Annotated in this window: 13 protein-coding genes; 1 reads left to right on the top strand and 12 read right to left on the bottom strand. The window is 71.6% G+C overall.

All coding sequences use genetic code 11. The annotated features are described in order from the left end of the window. From carB to pyrR, 6 genes are all read right to left on the bottom strand, one after another. Entirely contained in the window at positions 1 to 3,309 is a 3,309-nt protein-coding gene (carB, locus tag HCJ93_RS02665) for a carbamoyl-phosphate synthase large subunit (protein ID WP_167990711.1), read from the bottom strand. Continuing rightward, the gene (carA, locus tag HCJ93_RS02660; protein ID WP_167990709.1) at positions 3,302 to 4,456 is read right to left on the bottom strand and encodes a glutamine-hydrolyzing carbamoyl-phosphate synthase small subunit; all 1,155 of its coding nucleotides are present in this window, start codon (positions 4,454 to 4,456) and stop codon (positions 3,302 to 3,304) included. The genes carB and carA overlap by 8 nt, the downstream gene beginning before the upstream one ends. Beyond that, entirely contained in the window at positions 4,453 to 5,022 is a 570-nt protein-coding gene (locus tag HCJ93_RS02655) for a PH-like domain-containing protein (RefSeq protein ID WP_167990702.1), read from the bottom strand. The genes carA and HCJ93_RS02655 overlap by 4 nt, the downstream gene beginning before the upstream one ends. Next, positions 5,019 to 6,305, bottom strand: coding sequence for a dihydroorotase (locus tag HCJ93_RS02650; RefSeq protein WP_167990701.1), 1,287 nt, complete (start codon positions 6,303 to 6,305; stop codon positions 5,019 to 5,021). The genes HCJ93_RS02655 and HCJ93_RS02650 overlap by 4 nt, the downstream gene beginning before the upstream one ends. Before the next feature lie 5 nt (positions 6,306 to 6,310). Next, the gene (locus tag HCJ93_RS02645; protein ID WP_167990699.1) at positions 6,311 to 7,291 is read right to left on the bottom strand and encodes an aspartate carbamoyltransferase catalytic subunit; all 981 of its coding nucleotides are present in this window, start codon (positions 7,289 to 7,291) and stop codon (positions 6,311 to 6,313) included. A 142-nt stretch (positions 7,292 to 7,433) separates the two neighbouring features. Continuing rightward, positions 7,434 to 8,018, bottom strand: a complete 585-nt coding sequence (pyrR, locus tag HCJ93_RS02640; protein ID WP_167990697.1) for a bifunctional pyr operon transcriptional regulator/uracil phosphoribosyltransferase PyrR — start codon at positions 8,016 to 8,018, stop codon at positions 7,434 to 7,436. Between the two features lie 284 nt (positions 8,019 to 8,302). Here pyrR and bldD point away from each other — a divergent pair, with 284 nt between their 5' ends. Next, positions 8,303 to 8,806 (top strand): transcriptional regulator BldD, encoded by a 504-nt coding sequence (gene bldD / locus HCJ93_RS02635; RefSeq protein WP_006131213.1) that lies wholly within the window; start codon positions 8,303 to 8,305, stop codon positions 8,804 to 8,806. A 170-nt stretch (positions 8,807 to 8,976) separates the two neighbouring features. On the opposite strand, the gene nusB is transcribed toward bldD, so the two are convergent. The 6 genes from nusB to aroC all read right to left on the bottom strand — a co-directional run bounded on the left by nusB (position 8,977) and on the right by aroC (position 15,216). Then, positions 8,977 to 9,408, bottom strand: coding sequence for a transcription antitermination factor NusB (gene nusB / locus HCJ93_RS02630; protein ID WP_167990696.1), 432 nt, complete (start codon positions 9,406 to 9,408; stop codon positions 8,977 to 8,979). A 2-nt stretch (positions 9,409 to 9,410) separates the two neighbouring features. After that, positions 9,411 to 9,977 (bottom strand): elongation factor P, encoded by a 567-nt coding sequence (gene efp / locus HCJ93_RS02625; protein ID WP_167990694.1) that lies wholly within the window; start codon positions 9,975 to 9,977, stop codon positions 9,411 to 9,413. A gap of 66 nt (positions 9,978 to 10,043) precedes the next feature. Beyond that, positions 10,044 to 11,159, bottom strand: coding sequence for an aminopeptidase P family protein (locus HCJ93_RS02620; RefSeq protein ID WP_167990692.1), 1,116 nt, complete (start codon positions 11,157 to 11,159; stop codon positions 10,044 to 10,046). A 246-nt stretch (positions 11,160 to 11,405) separates the two neighbouring features. Further along, positions 11,406 to 12,248: a Pro-rich N-terminal domain-containing protein gene (locus tag HCJ93_RS02615; RefSeq protein WP_167990691.1), complete on the bottom strand. Its 843-nt coding sequence runs from the start codon at positions 12,246 to 12,248 to the stop codon at positions 11,406 to 11,408. Positions 12,249 to 12,397: 149 nt separating this feature from the next. After that, positions 12,398 to 14,035, bottom strand: a complete 1,638-nt coding sequence (gene aroB, locus HCJ93_RS02610; RefSeq protein ID WP_167990690.1) for a 3-dehydroquinate synthase — start codon at positions 14,033 to 14,035, stop codon at positions 12,398 to 12,400. After that, a complete protein-coding gene (gene aroC, locus HCJ93_RS02605; RefSeq protein ID WP_167990689.1) occupies positions 14,032 to 15,216 on the bottom strand; it encodes a chorismate synthase in 1,185 nt (394 codons plus the stop codon). The genes aroB and aroC overlap by 4 nt, the downstream gene beginning before the upstream one ends. Positions 15,217 to 15,275: the final 59 nt, after the last annotated feature.

Below are 15,275 nucleotides of genomic sequence, written 5' to 3'. Positions count from 1 at the left end.
CTAGTCGCGGGCCGCGATCAGGCGCTCGGCGTGCTCCTGCAGCGAGCGGACGCTGACCTCGCCGCGGTTGAGGGCGTCGATGCCCTGGACCGCCGCAGCCAGCGCCTGGACCGTCGTCAGGCAGGGCACCGAGCGGGCCACCGCCGCCGTGCGGATGTCGTAGCCGTCGAGGCGGCCGCCGGTGCCGTACGGGGTGTTGACGATCAGGTCGACCTCGCCGTCGTGGATGAGCTGCACGATGGTCCTCTCGCCGCCGGGGCCGGGGCCCTCGGAGTGCTTGCGCACCACCGTGGCGTTGATGCCGTTGCGCTTGAGCACCTCGGCCGTGCCGGAGGTCGCGAGCAGCTCGAACCCGTGCGCCACCAGCTCGCGCGCCGGGAAGATCATCGAGCGCTTGTCGCGGTTGGCGACCGAGATGAACGCCCGCCCCTTGGTCGGCAGCGGACCGTAGGCGCCCGCCTGCGACTTGGCGTACGCCGTGCCGAAGACGCTGTCGATGCCCATGACCTCGCCGGTGGAGCGCATCTCCGGGCCGAGCACGGTGTCGACCCCGCGGCCGTGGATGTCCCGGAAGCGGGACCAGGGCAGCACGGCCTCCTTGACGGAGATCGGAGCGTCCAGCGGCAGCTCGCCGCCGTCGCCCCTCGCCGGGAGCAGCCCCTCGGCGCGCAGCTCGGCGATGGTGGCGCCCAGCGAGATCCGGGCTGCGGCCTTGGCCAGCGGCACCGCGGTCGCCTTCGAGGTGAAGGGCACGGTGCGCGAGGCGCGCGGGTTGGCCTCGAGGACGTAGAGGATGTCGCCGGCCATCGCGAACTGGATGTTGATCAGTCCGCGCACGCCGACGCCGCGGGCGATGGCCTCGGTGGAGGCGCGCAGCCGCTTGATGTCGAAGCCGCCCAGGGTGATCGGGGGCAGGGCGCACGCCGAGTCGCCGGAGTGGATGCCGGCCTCCTCGATGTGCTCCATGACGCCGCCGAGGTACAGCTCGTGGCCGTCGTAGAGCGCGTCGACGTCGATCTCGATGGCGTCGTCGAGGAACCGGTCCACCAGGACCGGCCGGGACGGGCTGATCTCGGTCGACTCGGCGATGTACGTCTCCAGCCGGGCCTCGTCGTAGACGATCTCCATGCCGCGTCCGCCCAGCACGTAGGAGGGACGGACGAGGACCGGGTAGCCGATCTCGTCGGCGATGGCCTTGGCCTCGGCGAAGGTGGTCGCGGTGCCGTGCTTGGGGGCCGGCAGGCCGGCCTCCTTCAGGACCCGGCCGAAGGCGCCGCGGTCCTCGGCGGCGTGGATGGCCTCGGGCGGGGTGCCGACGATCGGCACCCCGTTGTCCTTGAGCGCCTGGGACAGGCCGAGCGGGGTCTGCCCGCCGAGCTGGACGATCACCCCGGCGACCGGCCCCGCCTGCTGCTCGGCGTGGACGATCTCCAGCACGTCCTCGAGCGTGAGCGGCTCGAAGTACAGGCGGTCGGAGGTGTCGTAGTCGGTGGAGACGGTCTCCGGGTTGCAGTTGACCATCACGGTCTCGTACCCGGCGTCGCTCAGCGCGAAGGAGGCGTGGACGCAGGAGTAGTCGAACTCGATGCCCTGGCCGATGCGGTTCGGTCCCGAGCCCAGGATGATCACGGCCGGCTTCTCGCGCGGCGCGACCTCGGTCTCCTCGTCGTAGGACGAGTAGAAGTACGGGGTGCGCGCGGCGAACTCGGCGGCGCAGGTGTCGACCGTCTTGTAGACCGGGCGGATGCCGAGGGCGTGCCGCACCTCGCGGACCACGTCCTCGCGCAGGCCCCGGATCCCGGCGATCTGCTGGTCGGAGAAGCCGTGCCGCTTGGCCTCGGCGAGCAGCTCGGGGGTGAGCTCGGGCGCCTCGGCGAGCTCGTCGGCGATCTCCTTGATCAGGAAGAGCTGGTCGACGAACCAGGGGTCGATCCTGGTGTGCTCGAAGATCTCCTCGGGGGTGGCGCCGGCGCGGATGGCCTGCATCACGGTGTTGATGCGGCCGTCGGTCGGGCGCACGCACTCCCTGAGCAGCTCGTCCTTGTCACCGGGGTCGCCGGTGAAGGTGAACTGGCTGCCCGTCTTCTCCAGCGAGCGCAGCGCCTTCTGGAAGGCCTCGGTGAAGTTGCGGCCGATGGCCATGGCCTCGCCGACCGACTTCATGGTGGTGGTCAGCGTGGAGTCGGCGCCGGGGAACTTCTCGAAGGCGAAGCGGGGCGCCTTGACGACCACGTAGTCCAGGGTCGGCTCGAAGGAGGCCGGGGTCTCCTGGGTGATGTCGTTGGGGATCTCGTCGAGGGTGTAGCCGACGGCGAGCTTGGCGGCGATCTTGGCGATGGGGAAGCCGGTCGCCTTGGAGGCGAGCGCCGAGGAGCGCGAGACGCGCGGGTTCATCTCGATCACGATGACGCGCCCGTCCGCCGGGTTCACCGCGAACTGGATGTTGCAGCCGCCGGTGTCGACACCGACCTCGCGGATCACGGCGATGCCGATGTCGCGCAGGATCTGGTACTCGCGGTCGGTGAGGGTCATCGCCGGCGCCACGGTGATCGAGTCACCGGTGTGCACGCCCATGGGGTCGAAGTTCTCGATGGAGCAGACGACCACCACGTTGTCGTGCTTGTCGCGCATCAGCTCCAGCTCGTACTCCTTCCAGCCGAGGATGGACTCCTCCAGGAGCACCTCGGTGGTCGGCGAGAGGGCGAGGCCCTGCCCCGCGATGCGGCGCAGTTCCTCCTCGTCGTGCGCGAAGCCGGATCCCGCGCCGCCCATGGTGAAGGAGGGCCGGACCACGACCGGGTAGCCGCCGAGTTCCTCGACGCCTTTGAGGACGTCGTCCATGGAATGGCAGATGTAGGAGCGGGCGGACTCGCCGTGGCCGGTCTTGGCGCGGACGGCCTCGACGACCTCCTTGAACTCGTCGCGGTCCTCGCCCTTGCGGATGGCCGCCACATTGGCGCCGATCAGCTCGACGCCGTACTTCTCCAGGACGCCGTTCTCGTGCAGCGAGATCGCCGTGTTCAGGGCCGTCTGGCCGCCCAGGGTGGGCAGCAGGGCGTCGGGACGCTCCTTGGCGATGATCTTCTCGACGAACTCCGGGGTGATCGGCTCGACGTAGGTGGCGTCGGCGATCTCCGGGTCGGTCATGATCGTCGCCGGGTTGGAGTTGACCAGCACGACGCGCAGGCCCTCGGCCTTGAGCACCCGGCACGCCTGGGTGCCGGAGTAGTCGAACTCGGCGGCCTGGCCGATGACGATCGGGCCGGAGCCGATGACCAGGACGGACTGGATATCGGTGCGCTTAGGCACGCTGGCCCTCCATCAGGTTGACGAAGCGGTCGAACAGGTAGGCGGCGTCGTGCGGGCCCGCTGCCGCTTCGGGGTGGTACTGGACGCTGAAGGCCGGCTTGTCGAGCAGCCTGAGACCCTCCACCACGTTGTCGTTGAGGCAGACGTGGGAGACCTCCGCGCGGCCGTAGGGGGTCTCGGAGACCTTGTCGAGCGGGGCGTCGACGGCGAAGCCGTGGTTGTGCGCGGTGACCTCCACCTTGCCGGTGGTGCGGTCCTGCACGGGCTGGTTGATGCCGCGGTGGCCGTACTTCAGCTTGTAGGTGCCGAAGCCGAGGGCGCGGCCGAGGATCTGGTTGCCGAAGCAGATGCCGAACAGCGGGGTGCCGCGCTCGAGGACGGCCCGCATCAGCGCCACGGCGTGGTCGGCGGTGGCCGGGTCGCCGGGGCCGTTGGAGAAGAAGACACCGTCGGGGTTCACCGCGTAGACGTCCTCGGTGCTCGCCGTGGCGGGCAGGACGTGCACCTCGATGCCGCGCTCGGCCATGCGGTGCGGGGTCATGCCCTTGATGCCGAGGTCGACGGCGGCGACCGTGTACTTCTTCTCGCCGAGGGCGGGCACCACGTACGGCTCGGTGGTGGAGACCTCGGCGGAGAGGTCGGCGCCCTTCATCTCGGGGACCTGGCGCACCTCGGCGAGCATGGTGCCCGCGTCGGGCAGCGCCTCGCCGGAGAAGATGCCGACGCGCATGGCGCCGCGCTCGCGCAGATGGCGGGTGAGGGCGCGGGTGTCGATGCCGCAGATGCCGACCACGCCCTGGGCGCGCAGCTCGTCGTCGAGGGTGCGGCGGGAGCGCCAGCTGGACGGGACCCGTGCGGGGTCGCGCACGACGTAGCCGGAGACCCAGATCTTCCTGGACTCCATGTCCTCGTCGTTGACCCCGGTGTTGCCGATGTGCGGGGCGGTCATCACGACCACCTGGCGGTGGTACGAGGGGTCGGTGAGGGTCTCCTGGTAGCCGGTCATCCCGGTGGAGAACACGGCTTCGCCGAAGGTCACCCCCACGGCCCCGTAGGCACGGCCCCGGAACATCCGGCCGTCCTCGAGGACGAGTACGGCGGGAGCGGTGTGCCTGTGCGAGGCCGCTCCCCTGGTGGAGGTCGTCATCGTTCGGCGCCTTCCGTGCGGTGGTTCTCGGTCATGGAGTTGAGGGTGTCGGCCCACTCGGTGTGCTCGGCGGCGTGGTCGGAGCGGAAGCCGGAGTCGATCAGCCGCTCGCCGTGCTCCCAGGTCACCACCAGCAGGCCGCCCTCGGTGAGGACCTTGCCGGCGATGCCCTTGTCGAGCCGGGCGCCGCGCAGCGCGCGGGCCGGGATGAAGAAGTCCTGCGCGCCGGGGCGCACGACGTCCAGTCCCGCGTCGGTGAGCGTGAGCTCGGCCCGGCTGCGGGTGCCCAGGCCGTGCGCCACGATGCGGTCGAGCCACTGCCCCGCGGTGGTGGAGCCGTGGTAGCGGCCGCTCATGCTCAGTCTGGCCGGGCCGGGCTCGTCCGGCGCGCTGTGCAGCTCCGGCAGGTCGCCCTGGAGCGTGCCGCGCCACTTCCAGCCCTCGCGCATCAGCCAGTAGACGAGCGCGACGAACAGGGCGAGGCCGACGACCCAGCCGATGCGGGCGGCCCAGTCGGTCACTTCCGCCGATTCCTTCTCGGCGGCCAGCAGGATCAGAGGTGTCACGTGAGCTTCCCGTCGACGAGCGTGGCCTTGCCCCGCAGCCAGGTGTGGGTGACACGGCCCGGCAGCTCGCGTCCCTCGTAGGGGGTGTTGCGGCTGCGCGAGGCGAAGCCCGCGGGGTCCACCGGGCCACGGTAGGCGGTGTCGACGAGGGTGAGGTTGGCAGGCTCACCTGCCGAGACGGGACGGCCGTGGCCCTCGGCCCGTCCGATGCGCGCGGGCGTGAAGGACATCCGCTCGGCGACGCCCGCCCAGTCCAGCAGTCCGGTGTCGACCATGGTCTCCTGGACCACCGAGAGCGCGGTCTCCAGGCCGACCATGCCCATGGCGGCCGCGGCCCACTCGCAGTCCTTGTCCTCGTGGGGGTGCGGGGCGTGGTCGGTGGCGACGATGTCGATGGTGCCGTCGGCGAGCGCCTCGCGCAGCGCCATCACGTCACGCTCGGTGCGCAGCGGCGGGTTGACCTTGTAGACCGGGTTGTAGGTGCGCACCAGCTCGTCGGTGAGCAGCAGGTGGTGCGGGGTGACCTCGGCGGTGACGTCGATGCCGCGGGACTTGGCCCAGCGGACGATCTCCACGGACCCGGCGGTCGACAGGTGGCAGATGTGCACCCGGGAGCCGACGTGGTCGGCGAGCAGCACGTCCCGGGCGATGATCGACTCCTCGGCGACGGCCGGCCAGCCGCCGAGGCCCAGCTCGGCGGAGACGACGCCCTCGTTCATCTGGGCGCCCTCGGTGAGCCGGGGCTCCTGCGCGTGCTGGGCGATCACCCCGCCGAAGGCCTTCACGTACTCCAGGGCGCGCCGCATGATCACGGCGTCGTGGACGCACTTGCCGTCGTCGGAGAAGACGGTGACCTGTGCGGCGGACTCGTGCATGGCGCCCAGCTCGGCGAGCTTCCGGCCCTCCAGGCCGACGGTGACGGCGCCGATCGGCTGCACATCGCAGTAGCCGTGCTCCTTGCCGAGCCGCCACACCTGCTCCACCACGCCGGCGGTGTCGGCGACGGGGAATGTGTTGGCCATGGCGAACACGGAGGTGTAGCCGCCGGCGGCGGCGGCGCGGGTGCCGGTGAGGACCGTCTCGGAGTCCTCACGGCCGGGCTCGCGCAGATGGGTGTGCAGGTCGACCAGGCCGGGCAGCAGCACCCTGCCGTCGGCCTCGACGACCTCGGCGCCCTCGGCGGACAGCCCGGTGCCGGTCTCGGCGATGGTCTCGCCGTCGATCAGGACGTCCTGCGCCTCGCCGCCGAGCACCTTCGCACCACGGATCAGGGTCTTGCTCATCTGTCTCACTTCTCCTCGGTGGTACGGGCGGGGGTGACGGCGGGCTCGTTGCCGCCCAGCAGCAGGTAGAGGACGGCCATCCGGATGGACACGCCGTTGGTGACCTGCTCGGTCACGGTGCAGCGGGGGGAGTCGGCGACCTCGGCGGTGATCTCCATGCCGCGGACCATCGGGCCGGGATGCATCACGACGGCGTGCTCGGGCATCCGCGCCATGCGGTCGCCGTCCAGGCCGTAGCGGCGGGAGTACTCGCGCTCGGTGGGGAAGAACGCGGCGTTCATCCGCTCGCGCTGGACGCGCAGCATCATCACGGCGTCCGACTTGGGCAGCGTGGAGTCGAGGTCGTAGGAGACCTCGCAGGGCCAGGTGTCGACGCCGACCGGCAGCAGGGTGGGCGGGGCGACCAGGGTGACCTCGGCGCCGAGGGTGTGCAGCAGGTCGACGTTGGAGCGGGCGACCCGGCTGTGCAGGACGTCGCCGACGATGGTGATGCGGCGGCCGGAGAGGTCCTGGCCGATCCCGGCGTCCGGGCCGATCAGCCGGCGCCGCATGGTGAAGGCGTCGAGCAGCGCCTGGGTGGGGTGCTGGTGGGTGCCGTCGCCGGCGTTGATGACGTGGGCGTCGATCCAGCCGGAGGTGGCCAGGCGGTAGGGGGCGCCGGAGGCTCCGTGGCGGATGACCACGGCGTCGACGCCCATCGCCTCCAGCGTCTGGGCGGTGTCCTTCAGCGACTCGCCCTTGGAGACGCTGGAGCCCTTGGCGGAGAAGTTGATGACGTCGGCGGACAGCCGCTTCTCGGCGGCCTCGAAGGAGATCCGGGTGCGGGTGGAGTCCTCGAAGAAGAGGTTGACCACGGTACGGCCGCGCAGGGTGGGCAGTTTCTTGATGGGCCGGTCCGCGACCCGGGCCATCTCCTCGGCGGTGTCGAGGATCAGGACGGCGTCGTCGCGGGTGAGGTCGGCGGCCGAGATGAGATGACGCTGCATCTGTCAGGCTCCGTAAGGCAGTTCATTCGGGAGATTCTGGGAGGAACCGGAGCAGAACCAGGGCAGAACCGGGCCGGGCGGGCGTGCGCGGGCACACGGAGGCACACGTGGGCATGCGGTGCCGGCTCTGCTGTTCTGCTCGCTACTGACCGGTCCGCTTGGCACCGAGCAGCACGGTGTCGCGACCGTCCTCCTCGGCGAGCAGGACCTTGACCGTCTCCCGCAGCGACGTGGGGAGGTTCTTGCCGACGTAGTCGGCGCGGATGGGCAGTTCTCGGTGGCCGCGGTCGACGAGCACGGCGAGCTGCACCGCGCGGGGGCGGCCGATGTCGTTGAGCGCGTCGAGGGCGGCGCGGATGGTGCGGCCGGAGAAGAGCACGTCGTCGACGAGGACGACCAGACGGCCGTCGATGCCGTCACCGGGGATGTCGGTGCGGGCCAGCGCACGCGGCGGGTGCATGCGCAGGTCGTCGCGGTACATGGTGATGTCGAGCGAGCCGACCGGAACCTTGCGCTCGGTGATCTGCTCGAGCTTGGCGGCGAGGCGCTGGGCGAGGAAGACGCCGCGGGTGGGGATGCCGAGGAGCACCACGTCGTCGGCGCCCTTGGCGCGTTCGACGATCTCGTGGGCGATGCGGGTCAGGACCCGCGCGATGTCAGGAGCCTCGAGTACGGCTCGTGCGTCGCCGGGTTGCGCATCGGACGGCGGGTCCTGCTGCTTGTCCATACGAAACGGACCTCCTTCTCCGCCTCACGGGACGGACCTTAAAGGACGTCGGGATTGCGTCACCCACCGTATCAGGTCGCCCGGAAACCCCCGGCGGCCCCCTGATCACTCCCCGAGCGGGCCGCGATCACCCGTTCGGCGTAAGCGGTCTTCGTCAGCACGGAAGAGTCGGTGTGGACCATTCGGCTTGACGCGCCAGAGTAACGCTGCGTAACCTCACAGTGAGTTACCAGCTGCGCGGCAGGAACCCCTCCCGCCGCGTCGACCCAGTGCCGGGGAGCCATATGTCCAGCGAATACGCCAAACAGCTCGGGGCGAAGCTCCGGGCGATCCGCACCCAGCAGGGCCTTTCCCTCCACGGCGTGGAGGAGAAGTCCCAGGGACGCTGGAAGGCGGTCGTGGTCGGTTCGTACGAACGCGGCGACCGCGCGGTGACCGTTCAGCGCCTCGCGGAGCTGGCGGACTTCTACGGCGTTCCGGTGCAGGAGCTGCTGCCGGGCACGACCCCTGGCGGTGCCGCCGAGCCGCCGCCGAAGCTGGTCCTCGACTTGGAGCGGCTGGCCACGGTGCCGGCCGAGAAGGCCGGCCCGCTGCAGCGCTACGCGGCGACGATCCAGTCCCAGCGCGGCGACTACAACGGCAAGGTGCTCTCGATCCGCCAGGACGACCTGCGCACCCTCGCCGTCATCTACGACCAGTCGCCCTCGGTCCTCACCGAGCAGCTGATCAGCTGGGGCGTGCTGGATGCGGACGCGCGTCGCGCGGTGGCCTCGCACGAGGATGCCTGAGGTCTCGTAAGCCCTCGCACGTCTGCGCAGAAACGTGCCGCCGGGGTGGCCGGAACCTGCTGGTTCCGGCCACCCCGGCGGCTTTTCGGTGTCTGGGGCGCGGAGCGCCTTGTGGTAGCTCGCGCGCGGAGCGCCCTGCGCGTCGTGCGCGGTGCGCCCCGCGGTGCCGCTCACGCCTCGCGGCGCAGCGACGGCTTCAGCTCCTTCAGGCGGCCGAGCAGGCCGTTGACGAACGAGGGCGACTCGTCGGTGGAGAACTCCTTGGCGAGCTGCACCATCTCGTCCAGCACCACGGCGTCCGGGGTCTCGTCGACCCAGATCAGCTCGTAGGCGCCGAGCCTGAGGATGTTGCGGTCCACCACGGGCATCCGGTCCAGCGTCCAGCCGACCGCGTACTGCGCGATCAGCTCGTCGATCCGCTTCGCGTGGTCCGCGTAGCCCTCGACGAGCTGCATCGTGTACTCGCTGACCGGGGGCTGCCGGGGGTCGGTACGCGAGTGCCGGACCCAGTCGGCGAGCACGGTCAGGACGTCGGCGCCGCGCTGGTCACCCTCGAAGAGGATCTGGAAGGCACGCTTGCGGGCCGTGTTGCGGGCAGCCACGGTTAGCTGTTCACCCGGCCGAGGTAGTCGCTGGTACGGGTGTCGACCTTGATCTTCTCACCGGTGGTGATGAAGAGCGGGACCTGGATCTGGTGGCCGGTCTCCAGCGTCGCGGGCTTGGTGCCACCGGTGGAACGGTCGCCCTGGACACCGGGCTCGGTCTCGGCGACCGTCAGCTCGACGGCGGCCGGGAGCTCGACGAAGAGCACCTCGCCGTCGTGCTGGGCGACGGTGGCCTCGAAGCCCTCGACGAGGAAGTTGGCGGCGTCGCCGACGACCTTGCGGTCCACGTGCAGCTGGTCGTAGGTCTCCATGTCCATGAAGACGAAGTAGTCGCCGTCCATGTAGGAGAACTGCATGTCACGCTTGTCGACGGTGGCCGTTTCGACCTTGACACCGGCGTTGAAGGTCTTGTCGACGATCTTGCCGGAAAGCACGTTCTTCAGCTTGGTGCGCACGAAGGCCGGGCCCTTGCCGGGCTTGACGTGCTGGAACTCGACGACGGACCAGAGCTGGCCGCCTTCGAGCTTGAGCACCATGCCGTTCTTGAGGTCGTTCGTGGAAGCCACGGTTGAGGATTCTCCTGGACTGGACTGACGTGGACGACCCCGGGGCACATGCGCACAGCGTGAGGGCTAGAGCGCGAGCAGCTCCTTGGTCGTAATGGTGAGTAGCTCGGGTCCGCCATCCGCCTCGGGGCGGACGACGAGCGTGTCATCGATCCGGACACCACCCCGGCCCGGGAGGTGGACCCCCGGTTCGACGGTGACCGGCACGCAAGCGTCCAGTTTACCCATGGCCGACGGGGCCAGCTGAGGGTCCTCGCCGATTTCGAGGCCCACACCGTGACCGGTGAGCGGCTGGAGGGCGTCGGCGTAGCCCGCGGAGTCCAGGACCTGGCGCGCGGCGTGGTCCACGTCGCGGCAGGCCGCGCCGGGTACCAGGGACTCACGGCCGGCGCGCTGGGCGGCGAAGACGAGGTCGTAGAGCTCGATCTGCCAGTCCGCGGGAGCGGTGCCGATCACGAAGGTGCGGCCGATCTCGCAGCGGTAGCCGCGGTAGGTGGCGCCCAGGCAGACGGAGAGGAAGTCGCCCTCCTCGACGCGGCGGTCGGTGGGGCGGTGGCCCCGGCGGCCGGAGTTGGGTCCGGTGCCGACGGAGGTGGGGAACGCGGGGCCGTCTGCGCCGTGGTCGACGAGGCGGCGTTCCAGCTCCAGGGCGAGGTGGCGTTCGGTGCGGCCGACGAGGATGGATTCCAGGAGCTCGCCGAGGGCCTGGTCGGCGATCTCGGCGCCGATGCGGAGGCAGGAGATCTCCTCCTCGTCCTTGACGACCCTGAGCTGCTCCACGGCCCCGCCGATGTCGGCGAGACGGAGGGTGGGGGCGGCGGAGGCGATGGCGCGGTGGCGGCTGACGGTGAGGTGGTGTTCCTCAACGGCGAGGGAATCGGCGCCCTGGGAGGCCGCCAGGGCGGCGGCGGTGAGGGTGGGGTCGGCGTTGGGGCCGGGGGCGAGGCGGACGGGGAGGTTCTCGTCGGGGCGGGACTCGGGGGTGCCGGGGGGCCGGTCGTCGGGTGTGCCGGGGCAGACGAGGACGTCGTCGGTGCGGCCCAGCAGGAGGACGGAGCCCTCGGGGGCGGGGCCGGCGAGGTAGCGCACATTGGCGGGGCGGGACACCAGCGCCGCCGCGCTGCCGCCCGCGTTGCAGCATTCCCGGAGCCGGGCACGGCGGACCGCGTACACCTCTGACATGCACCGAGCGTATGAGCTCTGGCGGAATGTCGCCGTTCGAGCGGGGCCGAGCGGGTGCGGTGACGGGGCGGTGAGGGCCGGGGGTGCGGCGGCGTCAGGGAGGGGGCCGCGGTCGCGCCCCTCCCGGCGCTGCCCCGGCTGCCCGGTGCGGGGGCCCGGCCGAGCGGCCCCGCCCCACCACCACACCCCCGCACGCCGTCGGTCCGCCGCCGCGGGCAGGCGGGCCGGCACCGGCACCGGGTGCTCTCACCACTTCGGGGGGCTTGCGATGGCCCGTGCCAGGACCTCGTCCAGGACCTTCGCCGTCTCGGGTATGTCCATCTGCGAGTTGTCGATGATGGGGAGACCGGAGCCGTACCAGCCGGCCATGCGGCCGTGGATGCGGGCGACCTCCTCGTCGCTGAGCCGCCGGTTGCCCGTGCGCTCCGCGTTGCGTTCGAGGACGATCTCGAGGCCGGGGAGCAGGACGACGGGGAGCAGCCCCGGGCCCACGTGCCGCTTCCAGCCGCCGAGGCCGACGACCGGGCGGTCGGGGAACACCGCGTCGTCGAGGATGCACGAGATGCCGTTGGCCAGGAAGTTGCGCGCGGCGAAGCCGCAGGTGCGGCGGGCCAGGCGGTACTGGGCCTCGGAGTTGTCGTTCCATCCGGCCTGCGGGTCGGCGAAGCCGGAGCGGACCCATTCGCGCACGTCGTCCAGGCTGATGTGGGCGGTGGGGACACGCCGGTGGTCGGCCCAGTACTTCGCCACGCTCGTCTTGCCCGCGCCGGCGGGGCCTATCAGCAGCACCGCGATGGTGGTGGCGGTCGGGTCGGGCGGCGCGGTGGCCTGGGGCGGGTTCGGTACGGCGACGGGGCCGCCCGGGGGCAGCGGCACATGGCCGGTGGTGTCGGGCGGCGGCGCCGAGGGGTGGCCCGCGGGAGGCGGGGGCGGGGGCACGGGGTAACCGCCCGGCGCCTGCGGCGGCGCGGGCATGGGCGCGGGCCCTTGGTGCGGACCCGGGTGGTGTGCGGCCGGTGACCAGCCGGTGGCCGGTCCCTGCCCCGGCTGATGGGGCGGCGGCAGCGGAGAACCCACTGCATGCTGCATCCGGTGCCACTCCGTCTCGTACAGGCGTTGGGGCGTGGACAGCAGGGGGTGACCCCGCTGCGTACCGAACGGTACCGCCCTCGGTCGTCATGGTGTGAACGGGCGAGGGCGGCCCTGAGTGCCCGTCATGCCGGGCTGATCGGGGTCGGTTACTCGCCGACCTCGCCGTATGCGGCGAGCAGGACGGCCGGGTCGGGCCCCTCCAGCACCGTCGGCTTGGCGAGGCCGTCCAGGACGATGAAGCGCAGCAGGTCCCCGCGGGACTTCTTGTCGACCTTCATCGTCTCCAGCAGCTTGGGCCACTGGTCGTAGCGGTAGTGCAGGGGCAGGCCCACGGCTTCGAGGATGGTGCGGTGGCGGTCGGCCGTGGCGTCGTCCAGGCGGCCGGCCAGGCGGCCGAGTTCGGCGGCGAAGTGCATGCCGACGGAGACGGCGGCGCCGTGGCGCCACGTGTAGCGCTCGTTCTTCTCGATGGCGTGGCCGAGGGTGTGGCCGTAGTTGAGGATCTCGCGCAGGCCGGACTCCTTGAGGTCGGAGGAGACGACGTCGGCCTTGACGCGGATCGAGCGTTCGATGAGTTCGGCGGTGTGCGGGCCCGCGGGGGTGCGGGCGGCCTCGGGATCGGACTCGATCAGGTCGAGGATGACCGGGTCGGCGATGAAGCCGGCCTTGATGACCTCGGCGAGACCGGAGACGTAGTCGTTGACCGAGAGGGAGTCCAGGGCGGCGAGGTCGCACAGCACGCCGGCGGGCGGGTGGAAGGCGCCGACGAGGTTCTTGCCCTCGGCGGTGTTGATGCCGGTCTTGCCGCCGACGGCCGCGTCCACCATGGCGAGGACGGTGGTGGGCACGGCGATCCAGCGGACGCCGCGCAGCCAGGTCGCCGCGACGAAACCGGCGAGGTCGGTGGTCGCGCCGCCGCCGACACCGACGATGACGTCGGTGCGGGTGAAGCCGGACTGGCCGAGCGCCTTCCAGCAGTAGGCGGCGACCTCGGCGGTCTTGGCCTCCTCGGCGTTGGGCACCTGGACCGCGATGGTCTCGTAGCCCTGTTCGGCCAGGTCGGCGCGGAGCGCCTCGCCGGTCTCGGCGAGCGCCTCGGGGTGGATGACGGCGACCCGCTTGGCCCTGGTGCCGATCAGTCCGGCCAGCTCGCCGAGGAGTTGACGGCCGACCAGGACGTCGTAGGGTTCGGTGCCCGCCGTGCCGCCGACGTGGATCCGGGTGACGGGGGCTGGCATGGCTTCCTCCTGGCGGGGGTCGGGGGTCTTCGCGGCTGCGGGCAGCTCCAGTGCGTGCAGGACGGCCTGGGCGACCTCGTCGGGGGTGCGGCCGTCGGTCGGGACGACGGCGGTGGCGACCTCCTCGTACAGGTGCCGCCTGGCCTCCATCAGTTCACGCCACTGCTTGCGCGGGTTGACCGCGAGCAGCGGGCGGGCGGCGTTGAGGCCGGTGCGCTTGACCGCCTCGTCGACGTCCATGGAGAGGTAGACGACCCGCAGTCCGGAGAGCAGTCGGCGGGTGCCGGGGTCGAGCACGGCACCGCCGCCGAGGGCGAGGACGCCCTCGTGCTCGGCGACGGCGGCGCGCACCGCCTGCTTCTCCAGGGCGCGGAAGGCGGGCTCGCCGTCCTCGACGAAGATGTCGGAGATGGAGCGGCCCTCGGCGGCGACCACGTCGTCGTCGGTGTCCCGGAAGCCGGTGCCGAGGCGCTCGGCGAGGATGCGCCCGACGGTGGACTTGCCCACGCCCATCGGGCCGACCAGCACGATCAGCGGTGCGCTCATCGGATGGCCAGGTTGTCGAGGTAGCCGCGCACATTGCGGCGGGTCTCGGTGACGCTGTCGCCGCCGAACTTCTCCGCGACCGCGTCCGCGAGGACCAGCGCCACCATGGCCTCGGCGACGATGCCGGCCGCGGGGACGGCGGAGACGTCGGAGCGCTGGTGGTGGGCCTGCGCCGGTTCGCCGGTGGTGACGTCCACGGTCTTCAGGGCGCGCGGGACGGTGGCGATCGGCTTCATCGCCGCCCGGACGCGCAGCAGCTCGCCGGTGGACAGGCCGCCCTCGGTGCCGCCGGAGCGGCCGGAGACCCGCCGGATGCCCTCGGGCGTGTTGACGATCTCGTCGTGCGCCTTGGAACCGGGCACGCGGGCGAGTTCGAAGCCGTCGCCGATCTCGACGCCCTTGATGGCCTGGATGCCCATGAGCGCCCCGGCCAGGCGGGCGTCCAGCTTGCGGTCCCAGTGGACGTGCGAGCCGAGCCCCACGGGAACGCCGTAGGCCAGCACCTCGACCACGCCGCCGAGCGTGTCGCCGTCCTTGTGCGCCCGGTCGACCTCGGCGACCATCGCCTTCGAGGTGTCCGCGTCCAGGCAGCGCAGCGGGTCGGAGTCGAGCTTCTCCACGTCGGCCGGGGTCGGGTAGACGCCCTGCGGTGCCTTGACCGAGCACAGCTCGACCACGTGGGAGACGATCTCGATGCCGGTCGTCTCCTTCAGGTACGAGCGGGCGACCGCGCCCAGCGCGACCCGGGCCGCCGTCTCCCGGGCGGAGGCGCGCTCCAGCACCGGACGGGCCTCGTCGAAGCCGTACTTCTGCATGCCGGCCAGGTCGGCGTGGCCGGGCCGGGGGCGGGTCAGCGGCGCGTTGCGCGCGAGGCCGGCCAGCACCTCCGGGTCCACCGGGTCGGCCGCCATGACCTGCTCCCACTTGGGCCACTCGGTGTTGCCGACCATGATCGCGACCGGGGAGCCGAGGGTCTTGCCGTGCCGGACGCCGCCGAGGAAGGTCACCTCGTCGCGCTCGAACTTCATCCGGGCACCGCGACCGTAGCCCAGCCGCCGCCTCGCGAGATGGTCCGCCACCATGTCCGTGGTGATCGGCACGCCGGCGGGAAGACCCTCCAGCGTCGCGACGAGTGCGGGACCGTGGGACTCCCCCGCGGTCAGCCAGCGCAACCTGCTCAACGGTGCTCCTCAGTGCTCGCGCCCGGTGTACTGCCCTGCGCACGCGCGTGCTCGCGTGC

The sequence above is a fragment of the Streptomyces composti genome (assembly GCF_012034205.1).
Classification (GTDB): Bacteria; Actinomycetota; Actinomycetes; order Streptomycetales; family Streptomycetaceae; genus Streptomyces; species Streptomyces composti.
Note: the sequence above shows the minus strand (reverse complement) of the source record. Positions and strands in the feature narration are given on the sequence as shown.